Origin of the sequence: Allobosea thiooxidans (genome assembly GCF_900168195.1) — a bacterium.
GTDB classification, from domain to species: Bacteria; Pseudomonadota; Alphaproteobacteria; order Rhizobiales; family Beijerinckiaceae; genus Allobosea; species Allobosea thiooxidans.
The window spans coordinates 593,603-613,201 of the sequence record NZ_FUYX01000002.1 but is presented as its reverse complement, the minus strand read 5'-3'; the positions used below and the strand labels follow the sequence as shown (position 1 = coordinate 613,201).

Genomic DNA, 19,599 nt, shown 5'->3' with positions numbered 1-19,599 from the left:
CCAGCCGGATCATCACAATGCCGAAGGGGATCATGATGATGTTGCCGAGGATGAAGATGATGTAGAGCGCGTACATGCTCTCGGCCTGGCTGGTGAACAGCGTCGGCCCGGGGTTCAGCCCCTTCATGTAGAGCACGCCGATGGCGATCGCGGTGATGGTGTCGCCGGGGATGCCGAAGAGCAGCGCCGGCACCCAGCCGGAGGCGAGCGAGGCGTTGTTGGAGGCGCCGGCCTCGATCAGCCCTTCCGGATGACCGGTGCCGAACTTCTCCGGCGTCTTCGAGAAGCGCTTGGCCATGGCGTAGCTGACCCAGGCCGCCATATCGGCGCCGGCGCCCGGCAGCACGCCGATGATGATGCCGACGATGTTCCCGCGCGTCTGTTGTTTCGGATATTCCTTGGTCAGCTGCCACTGGCCCTTGAGGATCGAGCCGAGCCTGCGGTTCTCGATCTTCGGTGGGTCTCGCTCGGTCAGCGAGCGCATCACCTCGGCCAGCGCGAAGACGCCGACCAGCGCCGGGATCACCTCGATGCCGCCGAGCAGATCGGTCGAGCCGAAGGTGAAGCGCGGCACGCCGCCGGGGTTGTCGATGCCGATGCAGGTGATCAGGAGCCCGAGCAGCATCGCCGCGATCGCCTTGATCGGCGAGGAGCGCGCGACCAGCGTCGAGCACATCAGGCCGAGCATGGCGAGCCAGAAGTTCTCATAGGTCGAGAAGGACAGCGCCATCTCGGCGAGCAGCGGCGCGATCAGCATCAGCGAGAGCGTGCCGGCGATGCCGCCGAGCGCCGAGAACCACAGGCAGATGCCGAGCGCCGTCTCGGCCTGGCCCTTGCGTGTCATCGCATAGGCTTCGTCGGTATAGGCGGCCGAGGCCGGCGTGCCCGGGATGCGCAGCAGGCAGCCCGGAATGTCGCCGGAGAAGATCGCCATCGCCGAGGCGGTGATGATCGTCGCGATCGCCGCGATCGGCGAGAGGTAGAAGGTGACCGGCACGAGCAGCGCCGTCGCCATGGTGGCGGAGAGCCCCGGCAGCGCCCCGACGGTCAGCCCGTAGAAGGCCGACGCGACGACCGCGATCATCACGTCGAATTGGAAAACCAGCCCGAAGGCCTTGATGACGGTATCCATCGTCAGGCCTCGCTCACCAGGGGAAGGGCAGGATGCCGCCGGGCAGCGGCACGCGCAGCAGCTTCAGGAAGATCAGGTTGATCGCGAAGGGCGCGATGATCGCGAGCGGCACCGCCAGCCTGGGTTTCGCCCCGAAGGCGAGGCTGCAGATCAGCACCATGATCGCCGTCGTCGGCAGGAAGCCGAGCGTCTCCGAGGCCAGCGCGTAGAAGGCGAGCAGAGCTGGCGGCAGCAAAGCCAGCCAGTTGCGCCAAGCCGGCACTGGCGCGAGTTCCTCCGGCGTCGCATGGCTCGCGACATCGGCCTCGGCGACCTCTTCGAAATGACGGCCGACGCCGAAGACGATCAGCCCGCCGCAGAGGGTGAGCCCGGCGCCGACGACCATCGGAAAGGCGGAGGGGCCGACCTGCTGGCCGGGAACGGGCGGCAGCTTCGAGCCGTAGAAGAAGGCGATGGCTCCCAGCGCGGCAATGGCGGAGCCGGAAATGCGGTCGGACAGTTGCAAGGGGCAACCTCCTCGGACGTGCGGATCATGAAGAGACGAAAACGCCGGGAGCTTCTTGCTCCCGGCGCTGCAGGTCCGGCTCGGTTCAGCCCTTGGCGAGTCCCGCCGCCTTCATGGCGGAGGCCATCGACTTGTCGCTTGCGGCCATGAAGTCGGCGAAGCCCTTCCCGTCGGCGAACTTCATGCCGAAGCCGCGGGAATTCATGAAGTCCTTGTAGTCCTTCGAGTCGAACGCCTTCTTGAGCGCCGCCGTCAACTTGGCCGCGATCTCGGGCGGCAGGCCCTTCGGCGCGCCGATGCCGCGCCAGGCGCCGATCGAGTAATTGATGCCGAGCGTCTCGTTGAGCGTCGGCACGTCCTTGAACTGCGGGTTGCGCTCGCTCGCCATGATGGCCAGCGACTTCGCCTTGCCGGCGTCGATCATCGCCCGGGCCTCGGGCACCGAACAGGTGACGATGTCGATGCCGCCGGCGGCGAGGTCCTGCATGCCCGGAGCGGCGCCGTTCGAGGGCACCCAGGCGACATGGTCCGGCTTCAGCCCCATGGCGACGAGCCAGCCGATCAGCGCGAGATGCCAGATGCCGCCCTGTCCCGTACCGGAGGCCTTGAGCTTGCCGGCCGGAGCCGCCTTGATCGCCTCGGCCAGCGCCTTGATGTCCTTGTAGGGCCCTGAAGTCGAGACCTGTACGCCCGGCGGATCCTCGTTCATCAGGCCGAGCGGCATGTAGCTCGACGGCGTCAGATCGGTCAGGCCCTGATGGTGCATCATGGCGATCTCGACGGTCAGCATGCCGATATTGTAGCCGTCCGGCGCCGCGGTCGCGATCGCCGAATGCCCGACCACGCCGGAGCCGCCGGTGCGGTTGACGACGTTGACCGGCTGGCCGAGATCCTTCTCCAGCAGCTGGGCCACGATGCGCGCGGTGGCGTCCGTGCCGCCGCCCGCCCCCCAGGGGCAGATCATGGTGAGCGGCCGGCTCGGCCAGTTGGCCTGCGCGACGGCGGGCGCGGCGATCAGGCTCGCGGCGCCCGCCGCGGCCGCGCCTTTGAGCACACTGCGCCTGTCGATGAAATCGGTCATTCCCCAGTTCCTCCGCTAAATCGATTTAGTCTATGGGCGCTCCTCGTCGCTGACGGGGCGCCCTTGATCCGACTTGGATATCTGAGCCGATCGCGCGGCAGGTGACAACATCTGATTTTGGCAGCGGGGGCGCCTTTCTTCCGACGGGGCCCATTCGTCATTGCGAGCATAGCGAAGCAATCCAGGGAGACCGGGCTGAGCGTCTCGCTCCGTCCTCCCGGATTGCTTCGGAGCTCACGCTCCTCGCAATGACGGCGTGAAAGGCGGACCGATCGGACGCGCTACAACCCGCAGATGACGGGCAGGATGCCGCCCGACACGCGCTCGACCACTGCGCCCGTGCTGAGCTCCGAAACCGCGGCCGGCTGGGGCAGCGAGACGCCGGCCTTGGCCAGCAGCGCCTGGATCGTGGCGCTGTCCGCGAAAGCGTAGCTGCGCTGCGGCGCGACGCCGGCGATCAGGATCTTGTCGGAGGGATTCTCGGTCACGATCCCGACCAGTCGCCCCTGCCGGTCGAAGGCCGGCGCGCCCGCCTGGCCGGGCTGCAGCGGCGCGCTGAGCGCCGGCTTGCCGCCGGCAGACACGCTCTGGCCCGGCAGCGCGACCGCCGCCCTCTTGCCGGCATCGTGGCCGAAGGCGACCAGGACCAGCGCCTCCCCGGCCGCCGGCGCCTCGGCGCGCAGGCCCGGCGGCTTGGCGGCGCCCGTGCCGTCGAGGTCGAGCAGCGCGAGCCCACTCGCATCGTCCTTCAGCTTCAGCCTGGCGGTGCGGTCGCCGACGCGCAGGCTGCGGCAGCCCTCGCTGGCGGAGGCGGTGCTCAGCGCCGTTCGCTCGTTGAGTGCCAGCGCGACGCCGTAGCGCTCGTTGCTGCGCGCCGCCGGCTGTAGCAGCGACGACAGCCCGGATGACGGACTCGCCGTACCCGCGACGGCGGAGGGCGCGGCCGGGGCCGGCCCGGTCGGGAAGGGCTCGAAGCTCGCCGCGATCGCGATGACCAGCTTGTCGACGGTCGGCGCCAGCACCTTGTCGTAGCCGATCGAGAATCCGCGCAGACCCTGCGGCCCGGCCGAAAGCCGGCGATAGAAGCGCCCGCCCGGCGTCTCGCCGGTGACCACGAAGAAATCCGGCCGGAGCAGCTTGTAAGTGATCTTGCGCGGGCTGTTCGGGTTGACGGCGACGGCCTTCTCGAACAGCGCGGCGAGATCCTCGCCCGGCGGCGAGGCCGAGGTGTCGAGGGTGACCTTGTCGTCGACGCTTTGCCAGCGGCTGCCGCCCGAAGGCGTCTCGCTGCGCTTCGGCAACAGCTTCGCCGGGATGCCGATCCGTATGCCGGTCTTGTCGTCGACCAGCAGCCGGAAGCCGGCGGCGTCGCGGGCGCCCTGCGCGGCCTTGGCGAGGGCAGCCCGCTCGGCGGGCACGAGCACGCCGTCCGCCGGCCCGCGCCCGCCCTTGAAGGCGTTGATGGCGCGGAAGGTCAGCGGGCCATAGGAGCCCGAGACCGCACCGTTGAATTGGCCGGCCCAGATCAGGTCGTTCTGGATCGCCTTGCGCTCGGCCTCGGGCAGCTCCTCGAAACGCGCCTGCGCCGCGGCCATCTGCGGATTGGGGGCCTGGGCCTGCGCACCCGCCAGCGGCGACAGCAGCGCCAGCAGCAGCATGGCGGCGCGGGCCTGCTTCATTCGCGGTCGATGGAAACGGGCGCGCAGCATGGGTCTCGTCCTAGAAGGCAGCCGAAGCGGCTGCATTGAGCGTCAGAACGCGCCGCGCCGCAACCATGGGGTGACGAGCAAGGAGGTGCGTGCCACCCCGGACAGGCCCCCTGACCCGCCCGGGATCGTTGCCGAAGCGCCTCCGGACGAGGCTCCGACACCGTCTCGGATCTCAGCATCATTCCCACCGGGATGACACGCGGGTCGATTCGAACCCGATTGCCCGATCGGCGCATCCTGCATGCGCATGACTTGAACGTCGTTGGCGCGGTGATAGCCTGCCGGCCCCGTCTCGCGCCGTCATCGGCGCGTGGCCTTCGCCGCGCTAGAGGGACGGGACCGGCTGCCTGCCCAAGAGGATCGACGATGACCCTGCTTTCCCGTCTCGCGCTCACCCTCTGCCTCGCCCTGACCGCCGCGCCCGCCTTCGCCCAGAAGGCCTATGTTCGTAACGACCTGCTCGCCGACGGGCAGCGGCTGGAAGAGCGGCTGAAGCGCGAGGTCGCGGCCGGTAACCGCTCCGCGGCCGATGCCATCCGCGCCGGCGAGATCGCGCTCGGCCGTGGCGATGCTCGCTCCGCCCTGCCCCAGGCCAACGCCGCAATCGTCGCCGATTCGTCCAACGCCGCCGGCTGGCGCCTGATGGCGCGCGCCGCCAACGCGATCGAGCCGCGCGACTATCGCGAGCGCTGGGAATTGCGCGAGCGCGCCGTCGCCGCCGCCTATCTCGCCTATCAGCGCTCGACCAATCCCAATGACGAGGCGGCGTCCCTCGGCGTGCTTGCCCGCACCTTCGAGAAGAACGAATTGTGGCGCCCGGCGCTGACCACCTATCGGCTCAGCCTCGACCTCGCCGCCAATTCCGCCTTGCAGAGTTCCTATGAGAGCCTGCGCGAAAAGCGCGGCTTCCGCCTAGTCTCCAACAAGACCGATTCCGACGCCGCATCGCCCCGCGCCTGCTTCGAATTCTCGGAAGCGCTGGCACGCGGCCGCGTCGATTTCGCGCCTTACGTGGCGATCTCAGGCGGCAAGGGCGATTTCGCCGTCAGCGCCGAGGACCGCCAGATCTGCGTCGACGGACTCAAGCATGGCGAACGCTATGCCATCGTGATCCGACAGGGCGTGCCCTCCGCCATCCCCGACGAGACGCTGCTGAAATCGGCCGATTACGAGATCTATGTCCGCGACCGCACCCCTTCCGTGCGCTTCACCGGCAAGAACTACGTGCTGCCGCGCACCGGCCAGCAGGGCATTCCAGTCGTCTCGGTCAATTCGGGCAAGCTCGACCTCGAGGTCATGCGGATCGGCGACCGCAACCTGATCAACTCCGTCCATTCCGAGGACTTCCTCGGCCAGCTCGGCTCCTGGTCCGCCCGGCAGATTTCCAGCGACAAGGGCCAGAGCGTCTGGACCGGCACGATGGACGTGAAGTCCGAGCTCAACCAGGACGTGATCACCGCCTTCCCGGTGACGGAGGCGGTCGGCATTCTCAAGCCCGGCGTCTATGTGATGTTCGCCAAGCCCTCTGGCGGGCCCGCCGCCGCGCAGCCCAGCGACGACGGCGATTCCTATGATGACGGCTCGACGCGGGCGACGCAGTGGTTCGTCGTCTCCGATCTCGGGCTGACCTCCTTCACCGGGCCCGACGGCGTGCATGTGCTCGCCCGTTCCCTCGCCGATGCCAGGCCCGTCGCAAATGCCGAGCTCAGGCTGATCGCCCGCAACAACGAGGTGCTCGGCACGGCGAAGACCGACACCAACGGCTACGCTCGCTTCGATGCCGGCCTCAGCCGTGGCCAGGGCGGCAATGCGCCTGGCCTCGTCACCGCCGCGCTCGCCGAGGATTACGGCTTCCTCGACCTGAAGCCGACCGCCTTCGATCTCTCCGACCGCGGCGTGAAGGGTCGCGTCGCCCCCAGCGGACTCGACGCCTATCTCTATACCGAGCGCGGCGTCTATCGCTCAGGCGAAACGGTCTACCTCACCTCGTTGCTGCGCGACGCCAAGGGCGCGGCCGTCACGGGCCTGCCGCTCACCATCGTCGTCAAGCGCCCGGATGGCGTCGAGTATCGCCGCCGCCAGGTCGAGGATCAGGGTGCGGGCGGGCGCGCCCATTCGATCCCGCTCGTCTCGGGCGCAGTCACCGGCACCTGGCGCGTCCTCGCCTATTCCGACCCGAAGGGCCAGGCGATCGGCGAGACCTCCTTCCTCGTCGAGGACTACGTGCCCGAGCGGTTGGAGCTGACGCTCTCGCCCAAGGCGCCCGTGCTGCAGGCCGGCGAGCCGGCCGAGCTCGACGTGAATGCCCGCTATCTCTACGGCGCGCCGGGCTCCGAGCTCGACGTCACCGGCTCGATGACGATCCGCGCCGCGGCGGCAAGCGCCATCCCCGGCTTCAAGGACTACCAGGTCGGTCTCACCGACGAGGAATTCGAAGCGGTCCAGAACGAGTTCGAGGAGAGCACCACGACCGACGCCGCCGGCAAGGCGACGATCTCCAACCCGGTGCAGCAGCCCGACACCAACCGCCCGCTCGAGGTCGAGGTGACCGTGCGCGTCGGCGAGCCCGGCGGGCGCGCCATCGCCCGCTCCGTCACCCTGCCGATCGTGCCCAAGGGCGCCGCCATCGGCGTCAGGAAGCTGTTCAGGGACGGCGATCTTGGCAATGGCCAGACCGCGACTTTCGAGGTCATCATGGCGACCGGCGACGGCAGGCGCCTCTCACGGCCCGGCGTGAAATGGGTGCTGTCGAAGGTGCGCCGCAACTATCAGTGGTTCTTCCAGGACGGCCGCTGGAACTATGAGGGCGTGAAGACCACCCGCCGCGTCGCCGATGGCGAGATCGCCGTGGCGGAAGCCGCCGGCGCGAAGATCGCCGCGCCGGTCGAATGGGGCAATTACCGCCTCGACGTCACCTCGGACGGCAACGAGGCGGCCGAGACCTCGGTCTCGTTCAGCGTCGGCTACGAGAGCGACAAGACGGCCGATACCCCGGATGTGCTCGATGTCGCACTCGACAAGGCTGCCTACGCCGATGGCGAGAGCCTGCAACTGCGCCTCTCGCCGCGCTTCGCCGGCAAGGCGACGCTGGCCGTCGTCACCGACAAGGTCGCCGATCTGCGCACCATCGACATCGCCGAAGGCGGCACGACCGCCACGATCCCGGTGAAGGCCGAATGGGGTGCCAGCGCCTATCTCGTCGTGCTCGCGCACAGGCCCATGGACGCCGCCGCCAAGCGCCTGCCCGGCCGCGCCATCGGCCTCTCCTGGTTCCAGATCGGCAAGGAACAGCGCACGCTCGCGCTCGATCTCGGCGCCCCGCAGCTGGTGCGCCCGCTCTCGACGCTGTCTCTGCCGGTCAAGGTCACCGGCATGAAGCCGGGCGAGGACGCCTATGTCACGCTCGCCGCCGTCGATATCGGCATCCTCAACCTCACCCGCTATGAGAGCCCGGATCCCAGCAGGTTCTTCTTCGGCCAGCGCCAGCTCGGCCATGAACTGCGCGACCTCTACGGTTATCTGATCGACGGCATGCAGGGCACGCGCGGCGCGATCCGCACCGGTGGCGACGCCGCCCCCCAGATGGACGGCGAGAAGCCGACGCAGGAGCCGCTCGCCCGCTATTCCGGCGTGATCAAGGTCGGGCCGGACGGCACCGCCAAGGTCGATTTCGACCTGCCGGCCTTCAACGGCTCGGTGCGCGTCATGGGCGTCGCCTGGTCGGCCGGCCGCACCGGCCAGGCCAGCGCCGACGTGATCGTGCGCGACCAGATCGTCGCCCAGGCGACGCTGCCGCGCTTCCTCGCTATCGGCGACCAGTCCCGCTTCCATCTCCAGGTCGACAACGTCGAGGGACCGGCTGGCGCCTATACCGTCGATCTCGACGTGAAGGGCCCGGTGCTGGTCGCGGCCGACGCCACCCGCCGCACCATGCAGCTCGGCGCCGGCGCCAAGACGCAGATGACGATCCCCGTCACCGCCGCAGGCCTCGGCCGCGCCGAATTCGACGTGCGCGTCTCCGGTCCGAACGGGCTCAGTACGGTGCAGAACCTCGCCGTGCGGGTGCAGCCCTCGGCTTCGACGATCGCGCGCCGCATCGTCCGCGCCATCCCCGGCAATGGCGGGGCGATCACCGTCTCCTCCGACCTGCTGGCCGATCTCGTGCCGAACTCCGGCCAGGTCTCGGTGACGGTCTCGCCCTTCGGCTCGCTCGACGTGCCCGCCCTGCTCAAGGCGCTCGACCGCTACCCCTATGGCTGCACCGAGCAGACCGTCTCGCGCGCCCTGCCGCTGCTCGCGGTCAACCAGCTCGCCTCGCTGGAACAGCTCGCACTCGACGACAAGGCCGACGAGCGCATCGCCAATGCGATCGAGCGCGTGCTCGCCCGCCAGGGCGGCAACGGCTCCTTCGGCCTGTGGAGCGTCGGCGGTGAGGATCTCTGGCTCGACGCCTTCGTCGCCGACTTCCTGACACGGGCCCGCGAGAAGCAGTTCGCAGTGCCGCAGGTCGCCTTCAACCTCGCGCTCGACCGCCTGCGCAACCAGGTCGTCAACACCAGCGAGATCAACAAGGAGGAGGCCGCCGGCATCGCCTATGCGCTTTATGTGCTGGCCCGCAACGGCCGTCCTGTGATGGGCGATCTGCGCTATCTCGCCGACAACAAGCTCGGCGATTTCGGCACGGCGCTGGCCCGCGCCCAGATCGGCGCCGCGCTCTCGGCGCTGGGCGACCGCGGCCGCGGCCGCGCCGCCTTCACGAGTGCGCTCGGGCTGCTGCAGCAGGCGAGCGACGACGGGTTCTCGCGGCCGGACTACGGCTCGCGCCTGCGCGACGGTGCCGGCGTGCTCGCCCTGATCGCCGAGTCCAACGGCGAGCGCGCCGATATCAGCCGCGCCGTCTCGATCGTCGACGCCACCCGCAACAGCGCCCGCTACAGCTACACCTCGACGCAGGAACAGATGTGGATGGTGTTGGCGGCGCAGGCCATGTCGAAGGAAGCCGAAGGCATGACGCTGACGGTCGACGGCGCCGCGCGCAAGGGCGCCTTCTACCGCACGCTCTCGGCCGAGGCGCTGGAAGGCAAGCCGCTGACCATCGCCAACCCCGGCGCGGGCAACGCGCAGGCGGTGATCACCGTCGCCGGCATTCCGACCACGCCCGAGCCGGCGCTCAATCAGGGCTTCGGACTGGAGCGCGTCATCTACACGATGAAGGGCGAGCGCGCCGATCCCGCGCGCCTGCGCCAGAACGAGCGCTATGTCGTGGCGCTGACGGTGACGGAAGGCGCGCCGCGCTATGGCCGGCTGCTGCTGGTCGATCCGGTTCCCGCAGGGCTCGAGATCGAGAACGCCAAGCTGACCGAGGGCGCCTCGGTCGCCGGCCTCGACTGGCTGAAACAGGAGGTCTTCCCGGTCCATACCGAGTCGCGCGACGACCGCTTCGTCGCCGCCTTCGAGCGCTCGGGTTCGAAGAACGACAAGCTCTCCTACACGGTCGCCTATATCGCGCGCGCCGTCTCGCCCGGCCGCTACGTCTCCCCTGCCGCCGTGATCGAGGATATGTACCGGCCGGATCGTTTCGGCCGGACCGGCTTCGGCGCGGTGGAGATTACGTCGGCGCGGTAGGCAGTGACGCCATGACACAGGATGGAAGATCGAGCGCCGCCGAGCCCCCTCTCCCCTCGGGGGAGAGGGATGGGGTGAGGGCCGGCGCGACACCTGGTCGTTTGCCCGCCCGCCTGCATTCCCTCATCCGTCAGCGCTTCGCGCTGCCACCTTCTCCCCCGAGGGGAGAAGGGAAGACGCCCCGACGCTTCCGCAAGCTGAAGACGGCGGCCAGCGTTCTGGCAGTCTCGGCAATTGCGGCAACCACCGCCCTCGCCCTCTACGTCCGCTCCCTCCCCCCGCTCGACCTCTCCGCCGCGGCCGACCGCTCGACCGTGGTGCTCGACCGCGAGGGCAAGTTGCTGCGCCCCTTCCTCACCGCCGATGGGCGCTGGAAGCTGCCGGTCACGCATGACGATGTCGATCCGCGCTACCTCGCGATGCTCAAGGCCTTCGAGGACAAGCGCTTCGACGACCACCCCGGCATCGACCCGCTCGGCATGCTGCGCGCCGCCGGCCAGATGCTCATCAATGGCCGCATCGTCTCCGGCGGCTCGACGCTGACCATGCAGGTCGCCCGCCTGCTGGAGCCGCGCGAGGAGCGCACGCTTGCCGCCAAACTCAGGCAGGCGGTGCGCGCAGTCGAGCTGGAACGACGCTTCGACAAGGCCCGCCTTCTCGACCTCTATCTCACGCTCGCCCCGTTCGGCGGCAATCTCGAAGGTGTCCGCGCCGCGAGCTTCGCCTATTTCGGCAAGGAACCGAAGCGCCTCTCGACCGCCGAGGCCGCGCTCCTCGTTGCCCTCCCGCAATCGCCGGAGACGCGCCGGCCGGACCGCTTCGCCGAAGCCGCCCGCAAGGCGCGCGAGCGCGTGCTGGCGCGGGTCGAGCAGGCGGGCTTGGCCACATCAGACGAAGTCGCCGCCGCCCGCAACGAACCGATCCCGACCACGCGGCGCCCCTTCCCGAGTCTCAGCCCCCATGTCGCCGAGCAGGCGGTGGCGGAGGCACCGGCCGAGCGCGTGCAGAAGCTCGCGCTCGATGCGCGCCTGCAGGCCGCACTCGAAAGCCTCGCGCGCGAACGCAGCCTCGGCCTCGCACCCCAAGTCTCGATCGCGATCCTCGCCGTCGACAACGAGACCGGCGAGGTCCGCGCCTCGGTCGGCGGCGTCGATTATTTCGCGGCCGAGCGGGCGGGCTCGCTCGATCTGACGCGGGCGCTGCGCTCGCCGGGCTCGGCGCTGAAACCGTTCATCTATGCCCTCGCCTTCGACAACGGCATCGCCCATCCCGAGACGATGCTGGAGGACCGGCCTGCCCGCTACGGCATCTACATTCCCGAAAACTTCGACATGACCTTCCAGGGTATGGTCAGCGCGCGAAAAGCGCTCCAGCTCTCGCTCAACGTGCCGGCGGTGGAGTTGCTCTCGGCGCTCGGACCCCAGCGCTTCGTCTCGCGGCTGCGCGATGCCGGCGTCGCCATCGCCCTGCCGAAGGAAGGCGGCGCGCCCGGCCTCGCCGTCGGCCTGGGCGGGCTCGGCATCACCCTCCAGGACCTGACGCGCGCCTATGTCGGGCTGGCACGCGGCGGCGAGATGCTGCCGCTGCGCTTCCGGCCAACCCCCGTCCCTGTCCTCAGCCCTCATCCCGAGAAGCCGCGAAGCGGCGTCTCGAAGGATGCTCCAGAGCGCCCTCAAGCATCCTTCGAGACGCGCTCTGCGAGCGCTCCTCAGGATGAGGGCTCGCATGGATATCCCCGGCTCGTCGACCCCGTGGCAGCCTGGTATGTCGCCGACACCCTGCTGGGCGCACCGCCGCCGCTCAATGCCGTGCCCGGGCGCATCGCCTACAAGACCGGCACCTCCTATGGCTATCGCGACGCTTGGGCCGTCGGCTTCGATCGCAGGCACACGGTCGGCGTCTGGGTCGGCCGGGCCGATAACGGTGCGGTCCCCGGCCTCGTCGGGCGTGCCGTGGCGGCGCCGATCCTGTTCGACGCCTTCGCCCGGCTCGGCATCGATCCGCGCCCCTTCCCGCAGCCGGCGGATGCGATCGTCGCCAGCACCGGCCATCTGCCGCCGCCGCTCCGGCACCTCAGGCAGGACGTACCGAAAACCGTGATGGCGATGACGACGCCGGCGCTCAAGCTCGCCTTCCCGCCCGATGGCGCCCGCATCGACCTCTCCGCCGCCGCCCTCGACGGCAGGGGCCAGCTCAACCTCAAGGCCGCCGGCGGCTCTCCGCCCTATACCTGGCTGGTCGACGGCGCGCCGGTCACCGAGCCACAGCGCCGGCGCGAGACGCAATGGCTGCCGCCCGGGAAGGGCTTCATGCGGATTTCGGTGATCGACGCCACCGGGGCCAGCGAAAGCGTCTCGGTCAGGCTGCAGTAGCATCCCGCGGCGTCATCCCGCACACGCTGCGGCACGCCGTGCTGCGGCGCAGATGCATGCGGGACCGTTCTCGGAAAGGGCGCCCTCTCGTCACGCGGTCCCGTGGTCTGCGCAGCGGCATTACATGCCGCAGCGCGCACGGGATTCCCCTTACTCCGCCGGGTGCGGATGCGCGTCCGGCGCCTCTTCATGCGCGCCATGGCGCGAGCCATGGACGGTGCGCGCCAGATAGCTGTAGGCGACCGGCACCACATAGAGCGTCAGCAGCGTGCCGAAGGTCATGCCGCCGACGATGACCCAACCGATCTGCGAGCGGCTCTCCGCACCTGCGCCATGGGCGAGCGCCAGCGGCACCGCGCCGAGCACCATCGCGCCCGTGGTCATCAGGATCGGCCGCAGGCGCAGCTCCGCCGCCTCGACGAGGGCGTCGATCATCTCCTTGCCCTCCTCGCGCAGCTGGTTGGTGAACTCCAGGATCAGGATGCCATGCTTGGTGATCAGGCCAACCAGCGTGATCAGGCCGATCTGGCTGTACACGTTCATCGTCCCGCCCGTGTAGTAGAGCGCGGCCAGCGCGCCGGCCAGCGACAGCGGCACCGAGACCATGATCACGACCGGGTCGACGAAGCTCTCGAACTGCGCCGCCAGCACCAGATAGATGAAGCCGAGCGCCAGCAGGAAGACGACGACGATGCTCGCGCCCGATTGCTTGAACTCGCGGCTCTGGCCGGAATAGTCGACCTGCACCGTCGGCGGCAGCACACGCGCCGTCGCATCCTCGAGCACCTTGAGTGCGTCGCCGAGCGAATAGCCGGGCGCGGGAATCGCCGTGATCGTCGCCGAGCGCAGCTGGTTGAAGCGGATCAGCTCCTTCGGAGCCACGCTCTCCTCCACCTTGACGAGGCTCGAGAGCTGCACCACCGCCCCGCCGCGGCCGATCAGATAGATCGACTGCAGCGCCTGGGGCGTGTTGCGCTCCGAACCCGCGACCTGGAGCACGACGTCGTACTGCTCGCCGTTCATGTTGAAACGGGTGACCTGGCGGCCGCCGAGCAGCGTCTCCATGGTCCGGCCGATGATGTCCACGCCGACGCCGAGATCGGCGGCGCGCTGACGGTCGATCGAGACCTTGATCTGCGGCTTGTCGAGGATGAGGTTGGTTTCGATATTGGTCAGGACCGGCGAATTACCGACCTCGGCCAGCAGCTGGTCGACATAGTCCTTGATCTGGACATAGGGCTCGGAGGAGCGCAGCACGAATTCGACCGGCTTGCTGTTGGCGCCGCCCTGACCGAGCGAGGGCGGGTTGGTCGCGAACAGCCGGATGCCCGGGATCTGCGACAGCCCCTTGTTGATCTCGGCGACCAGGTCCTGCTGCTTGCGCTCGCGCTCCTCCCAGGGCTTCAGCCGGGCGAAGGCGATGGCACGCGTCACGTCGGGGAAGCCGACGATGACCAGATAGGTCTCGACCTCCTGGATATTCTTGAAATAATCCTCGACGCGGCGGGCGTAGTCCGCCGTGAAGGACATCGTCGCCCCCTCCGGCGCGACGCCGATGGCGGTGATGGTGCCGCGGTCCTCGACCGGCGCCAGCTCGGCGCGCAGATGGGTGAAGAAGTAGTAGCCCGCCCCGGCGACGCCCACCGCCAGCAGCACGACGAGCGGGCGCATGCCGAGCGCGGCGCGCAGCGACGCCTTGTAGCCGCGCGACAGCGCGTCGAAGCCGCGCTCCAGCACGTTGTACAGCCAGTTGTGCTTCTCGTGGTGGCGCAGCAGCTTGGCGCACATCATCGGCGTCAGCGTCAGCGCGACGAAGCCGGAGACCAGCACCGCGCCGGCGAGCGTCAGCGCGAACTCGATGAAGAGCTTGCCGGTGCGCCCGGTCGAGAAGGCCATCGGCGCATAGACCGCGACCAGCGTCAGCGTCATCGCCACGACCGCGAAGGCGATCTCGTTGATGCCGCGGATCGCCGCCTTGGTCGGCTGCATGCCGTCCTCGATATGGCGATGGACGTTCTCCAGCACGACGATGGCGTCGTCGACCACCAGGCCGATGGCGAGCACCATCGAGAGCAGCGTCAGCGTGTTGACGGTGAAGCCGAGCGCATACATCAGCGCGAAGGAGCCGATCAGCGAGACCGGGATCGTCACCAGCGGGATCAGCGTCGCCCTGAGCGAGCGCAGGAAGATGAAGATGATCAGCACGACGAGCGCGATCGCCTCGATGATCGTCTGGAACACCGCCTTGATCGAGCGGTCGATGAAGATCGAGGTGTCGTAGGAATTCGCGATCGACATGCCTTCCGGCAGGTCCTCGATGATGCTCGGGAGCGCCTCGCGGACGCCGGCCGAGACGTCGAGCGGATTGGCCGTCGCCTGCTTGACGATGCCGATCGTCACCGAGGGCGTGCCACGGAACCAGGCGGCGTTGCGCTCCTCGCGGGCGCCGAGTTCGACGCGGGCGATGTCCTTCAGGCGGACGGAGAAGCCGTTCGCATCCTTGACGACGATCTCCTGGAATTCCTCGGGCCGGCTCAGGCTCGTCTGCGAGAGCACGGTGAATTCGCGGTCGTTGCTCTCGATACGGCCGGACGGGATCTCGACGTTCTGCGCGCGGACCGCCGCCTCCACCTCCTGCACGGAGATATTGTAGGCCGACATGCGGGCGCGATCGAGCCAGATGCGCATCGCGTACTGCCGCTGCCCGAGGATGCGGACTTCGGCGACGCCGGTCACGTTCTGGACGCGGTCGGCGATGAAGCGGTCGGCGAAATCGGTGAGCTCGAGCGGGCCGTGGCGCGTGCTGGTCAGCGACAGGTACAGGATCGGCTGGGCGTCGGCCTCGACCTTGGCGATGACCGGCTCGTCGATCTCGTCCGGCATGCGGCCGCGCACGCGGCTGACGCGGTCGCGCACGTCGGAGGCCGCGACGTCGGGGTCGACGTCGGGGCGGAAGCGCACGGAGATGAAGCTGCGCTCCTGCCGGCTCGACGAGGAGATGATCTCGATGCCCTCGATGCCGGCGATCGAGTTCTCCAGGATCTGGGTGACCTGCGTCTCGATGATCTCGGCCGAGGCACCGCGATAGTCGGTGCGGACCGAGACGACCGGCTCGTCGATGTTCGGATATTCGCGAACCGTCAGGCGGCCATAGGAGACGATGCCGATCAGCATCACGAGCAGGCTCATGACCGTCGAGAGGACGGGCCTGCGGACGAAGAGTTCGAAGAGGCTCATCAGAGCTGGCTCGTCTGGACCGGCTTGTCCTTGACGGCGATCGGGCTGCCGTCGCGCAGCCGCATCTGGCCGGCGGTGATGATCTTCATCTTGGGCGTCAGCCCGCTGACGATCTCGACCTTGCCCGGAAGGCGCTTGCCGAGCTCGACGGGAACGCGCTTCGCCTTCCCGTTCTCGGCGACATAGACCATCTTGCCGATGCCGTCCGGCACCACGGCCATCTCCGGGACGACCATGGCGTTCTGGCGCTGGTCGACGGTAATCGCCAGTCGCGCGAACAAGCCCGGTTTCAGGATGAGATCGGGATTGGGAATGCTGGCCCGCAGCCGCATCGCCCGGCCGTTGATGTCGACCACCGGATCGATCGCGAAGATCTTGCCGGTGAAGGGGCGGTCCGGGACGGCATCGACACGCATCTGCACGGGCTGACCGACCTTGATGCGGCTCATGTAGAGCTCGGGCACCCGGAAATCGATCTTGATCGGGTCGACATTGGTGAGCGTGATCAGCGGCTTGCCGACCGAGACGAAGTCGCCGACGCCGACCGCGCGCAGGCCGACGACGCCGCTGAACGGGGCGACGATGGTCGACTGGGCGAGCTTCGCCTTGGCGAGTTGGACGCGCGCCTCGCTGGAGGCGAGCTTGGCCGTGGCTTCGTCGAGCGCGACCTGCGTGCCCGAACCGCGCTGCACCAGGGCGCGCAGGCGCTCGCTGGTGTCACGCGCCAGGCCGAGATCGGCGAGCGCCTGCTTCAGCTCGGCGTCCAGGATCGCGGTATCGAGCTTGACCAGATCCTGGCCCACCTTGACGCGCTCGCCCTCCTTGAAGCCGAGCGCGACGACGCGGCCGGCGATTTCGGGAGCGATGATCACGGATTCGTCGGCAGCCAGGGTGCCGAGCGCCTCGACCTCCTCATTGACCGTCATCAGCTCGACATCGGCCACTTCGACCGGCACGGCGCGCGGCGCCGAGACGGCGCTGGCCTGCGCGGTCTGCCCGGCGGAACGCTGGTTGCGGTAGGCGTAATAGCCGCCGCCGGCCAGGGCCGCGACTATGACGAGGAGGACAAACCGCTTCATAAGACTGGACGCTCCGATACCGCGCGACTATCTTAGACTGGACGGTCCAGTTTGATAAGAGGCCAAGTGGGCGGAAGCATGGCTGACACCCCCCTCCGCCGGCACCGGGCAGCCCCTCTCGCCGAACCGGCGAACACAGAGGCAAAACCTGTGCCGAAAACCCTGCGGCGAAACGGCGCCAAGGCCCGCCTGCTCGACTCTGCTCAAACCGAAACCAGCCCGGCCAAATCCCCTTCCGGCGAGCGCCTGCGCTCCTGCAAGCACGACGCGATTACCCGCGCCGCGGCGGAAACCTTCCTGGCGGAAGGCTTCGAGCGTGCGAGCCTCGACCAGATCGCCCATCGAGCCGGTGTCTCGAAACAGACGATCTACAGCCATTTCGCTGATAAGGAGGCGCTCTTCAAGGCGATTTGCACCGAGCTCACGGAAACGTTGACGATTCCGTTGCGTCAGGGGCCGGTTGCCTCCGATCTGCGCAGTATCCTGATCCGTCTCGGCGAGGACGCCCTCGCGCTCATGCTGCGCCCCGCCGCGCTCGACCTGCACCGCCTGGTGGCGAGCGCGGCACCGCGTTTCCCCGAGCTCGGCCAGGTCGCCTACGATGCCGGCGCCGGGCGCATGCTCGCCGATCTCTCGGCGCTACTGGTCGAACGCTCGCGCGTCGGCGACGGCCTCGCGCGCCCGGTCGGCCCGGCCCGGGCCGAGTTACTGGCCGAACAGTTCGTCGGCATGCTGCGCGGCTTCCACCAGGCCCGCGGCCTCCTCGGCGTGAAGCCGATGCCCGCAGCGAAGCGGCGGACCTATGTCGCGTCCTGCGTCGAGCTGCTGCTCGGTTCGGCCTGAAGACGGCCGCGGATCGCGTCCACAGCCTCTCGATCTGCTGTCACGCCGCTGTCATCCGCGGCCGCTAGCTCTCGCCGCCATGGAGACGCGCTGCCCCTCGGCCCGAGCCGCATGGGGCTGCGCCCGTGCCCGCATCGAGCCCGAGAACCCGTCCATGCTGCGTATCGAAGCTCTGACCAAGCGCTTTGGCGACAAGAACGCCGTCGACACCGTCTCGCTGTCGATCCCGAAAGGGGAGATGGTGGGCGTGATCGGCCGTTCCGGCGCCGGCAAATCGACGCTGCTGCGCATGCTGAACCGGCTCGCCGAGCCGACCTCCGGCCGCATTGTCTGCGCGGAACAGGACGTCACCGGGCTGAAGGGCGCCTCGCTCAGGCGCTGGCGCCGCGACACGGCGATGATCTTCCAGCAGTTCAACCTCGTCGGCCGCCTGGACGTGCTGACCAATGTCCTGCTCGGCCGGCTGAACCACCGCTCCGCCGCGCTGACCCTGGTCAAGAGCTTCTCCGAGGACGACAAGATCCGCGCCATCGCGGCACTCGAACGTCTCGATATGGGGCATCTGCTGGCACAGCGCGCCGAGACCCTCTCCGGCGGCCAGCAGCAGCGCGTCGCCATCGCCCGCGCCCTCGTCCAGGAACCGCAGATCATCCTCGCCGACGAGCCGATCGCCTCGCTCGACCCGCGCAACACCCAGGTCGTGATGGACGCGCTGTTCCGCATCAACCGCGAGGACGGCATCACTGTGATCTGCAACCTGCACGATCTCGACATCGCCGCGAAGTATTGCGACCGGCTGATCGGCATGTCGGCCGGCAAGGTCGTCTTCGACGACGTGCCCCAGGCGCTGACCCGCGAGGTCGCCGCCGAACTCTACGGCATCGAGGCCAAGGATGCCGGCGCCGAGGCGCTGGATGCGCTCGACGCCATCGCCGCTTCGGAAGCCAAGCGCGCCCGCCAGAAGATCGCCTGACCTTCAGAGATCGCCGGACCGGCCAGGGGCCGTCGCCGCGAGAAGACCATCACGCCTTGAAACCAGGAGCACATCGATGCTGACCCGTCGTCATACCCTCAGGCTCGCCGTCGCCGGCCTCGCGCTCGCCGCGGCGCCTGCCTTCGCCCAGGACTGGAAGGCGAAATATCCCGAGCTCGTCTTCGCGATCATCCCCTCCGAGAACGCCTCGGGCGTGGTCGAGCGTTACACCCCCTTCGTGAACTATCTCGCGAAGGAACTCGGCACCAAGGTCACGCTGCGCATCGCCAACGACTACGCCGCGATCATCGAGGGCCAGCGCGCCGGCAACATCCATATCGGCATGTACGGCCCGGCCTCTTTCGCCCGCGCCCGCATGACCGGCGCCAAGGTCGACGCCTTCGCGATCGAGACCAATCTCGACGGCACCAAGGGCTATCACTCGGTCTTCTACGTGAAGAAGGACTCGCCCTATCAGAAGGTCGAGGACCTCAAGGGCAAGAATCTCGGCCTCGTCGACCCGAATTCGACCTCCGGCAACAACGTGCCGCGCTTCGCGCTCAACGGCATGAAGATCGAGCCGGAAACCTTCTTCTCCAAGGTCGTCTACACCGGCAGCCACGAGAACGCGATCATCGCCCTGCAGCAGGGCACGGTCGACGTCGCCGCCAACTGGTGGAACGACGAGCAGGAGTCGAACCTGCAGCGCATGTCGCGCAAGAACATGGTCAAGGCCGACGATTTCCGGATCATCTACAAGTCCGACCAGATCGTGAACTCGCCGATGGCCTATCTCACCGAGCTGCCGGAAGATCTCAAGGCCAAGATCCGCGACGCGGTCCTCAACCTCGCCACCAAGGACAAGGCCGCCTTCGACAAGATCTATGAAGGCAAGCAGGGCCCGCTCGTCGCCGTCGACAACAAGGCCTACGACCCGATCATCGAGCTGAACAAGTTCGTCGACGACCTGCGCAAGAAGAAGTCGTCGTAAGCAGCACGCCTGCTCTCGCCGTCATGGTCGGGCTTGTCCCGACCATCCACGT

Annotated in this window: 11 protein-coding genes; 5 read left to right on the top strand and 6 right to left on the bottom strand. The window is 68.5% G+C overall.

The genetic code is table 11. The annotated features are described in order from the left end of the window. The 4 genes from B5Y19_RS05935 to B5Y19_RS05920 form a co-directional block, all read right to left on the bottom strand. The coding region (locus B5Y19_RS05935; protein ID WP_079591220.1) for a tripartite tricarboxylate transporter permease at nt 1–1,132 on the bottom strand (1,132 nt) is incomplete at its 3' end. Between the two features lie 13 nt (nt 1,133–1,145). Then, the gene (locus tag B5Y19_RS05930) at nt 1,146–1,637 is read right to left on the bottom strand and encodes a tripartite tricarboxylate transporter TctB family protein (RefSeq protein ID WP_079591219.1); all 492 of its coding nucleotides are present in this window, start codon (nt 1,635–1,637) and stop codon (nt 1,146–1,148) included. 85 nt (nt 1,638–1,722) lie between these two features. Further along, complete coding sequence (locus tag B5Y19_RS05925) at nt 1,723–2,718, bottom strand: tripartite tricarboxylate transporter substrate binding protein (protein ID WP_055730431.1); 996 nt, start codon at nt 2,716–2,718, stop codon at nt 1,723–1,725. Nucleotides 2,719–2,999: 281 nt separating this feature from the next. Beyond that, nucleotides 3,000–4,427 carry a S1 family peptidase gene (locus B5Y19_RS05920; RefSeq protein WP_139384272.1) on the bottom strand — a complete coding sequence of 476 codons (1,428 nt, stop codon included), beginning with the start codon at nt 4,425–4,427 and terminating at the stop codon, nt 3,000–3,002. Nucleotides 4,428–4,793: 366 nt separating this feature from the next. Between B5Y19_RS05920 and B5Y19_RS05915 the strand changes: the two genes are divergently transcribed. Beyond that, a complete protein-coding gene (locus B5Y19_RS05915; RefSeq protein WP_079591217.1) occupies nt 4,794–10,052 on the top strand; it encodes an alpha-2-macroglobulin family protein in 5,259 nt (1,752 codons plus the stop codon). An 11-nt stretch (nt 10,053–10,063) separates the two neighbouring features. Then, nucleotides 10,064–12,424, top strand: a complete 2,361-nt coding sequence (gene pbpC / locus B5Y19_RS05910; protein ID WP_079591216.1) for a penicillin-binding protein 1C — start codon at nt 10,064–10,066, stop codon at nt 12,422–12,424. A gap of 150 nt (nt 12,425–12,574) precedes the next feature. Here pbpC and B5Y19_RS05905 read toward each other — a convergent pair whose 3' ends face one another. Both B5Y19_RS05905 and B5Y19_RS05900 read right to left on the bottom strand, forming a co-directional pair. Then, on the bottom strand, nt 12,575–15,661 hold the full coding sequence (locus B5Y19_RS05905) for an efflux RND transporter permease subunit (protein WP_055730826.1): 3,087 nt from the start codon (nt 15,659–15,661) through the stop codon (nt 12,575–12,577). After that, nucleotides 15,661–16,740: an efflux RND transporter periplasmic adaptor subunit gene (locus B5Y19_RS05900; RefSeq protein ID WP_055730827.1), complete on the bottom strand. Its 1,080-nt coding sequence runs from the start codon at nt 16,738–16,740 to the stop codon at nt 15,661–15,663. The genes B5Y19_RS05905 and B5Y19_RS05900 overlap by 1 nt, the downstream gene beginning before the upstream one ends. Before the next feature lie 150 nt (nt 16,741–16,890). Between B5Y19_RS05900 and B5Y19_RS05895 the strand changes: the two genes are divergently transcribed. The 3 genes from B5Y19_RS05895 to phnD all read left to right on the top strand — a co-directional run bounded on the left by B5Y19_RS05895 (nt 16,891) and on the right by phnD (nt 19,547). After that, nucleotides 16,891–17,583 carry a TetR/AcrR family transcriptional regulator gene (locus tag B5Y19_RS05895; RefSeq protein WP_055730828.1) on the top strand — a complete coding sequence of 231 codons (693 nt, stop codon included), beginning with the start codon at nt 16,891–16,893 and terminating at the stop codon, nt 17,581–17,583. 154 nt (nt 17,584–17,737) lie between these two features. Then, a complete protein-coding gene (gene phnC, locus B5Y19_RS05890) occupies nt 17,738–18,556 on the top strand; it encodes a phosphonate ABC transporter ATP-binding protein (protein WP_055730829.1) in 819 nt (272 codons plus the stop codon). Nucleotides 18,557–18,632: 76 nt separating this feature from the next. Next, nucleotides 18,633–19,547 carry a phosphonate ABC transporter substrate-binding protein gene (phnD, locus tag B5Y19_RS05885; protein ID WP_055730830.1) on the top strand — a complete coding sequence of 305 codons (915 nt, stop codon included), beginning with the start codon at nt 18,633–18,635 and terminating at the stop codon, nt 19,545–19,547. Nucleotides 19,548–19,599 lie beyond the last annotated feature (52 nt).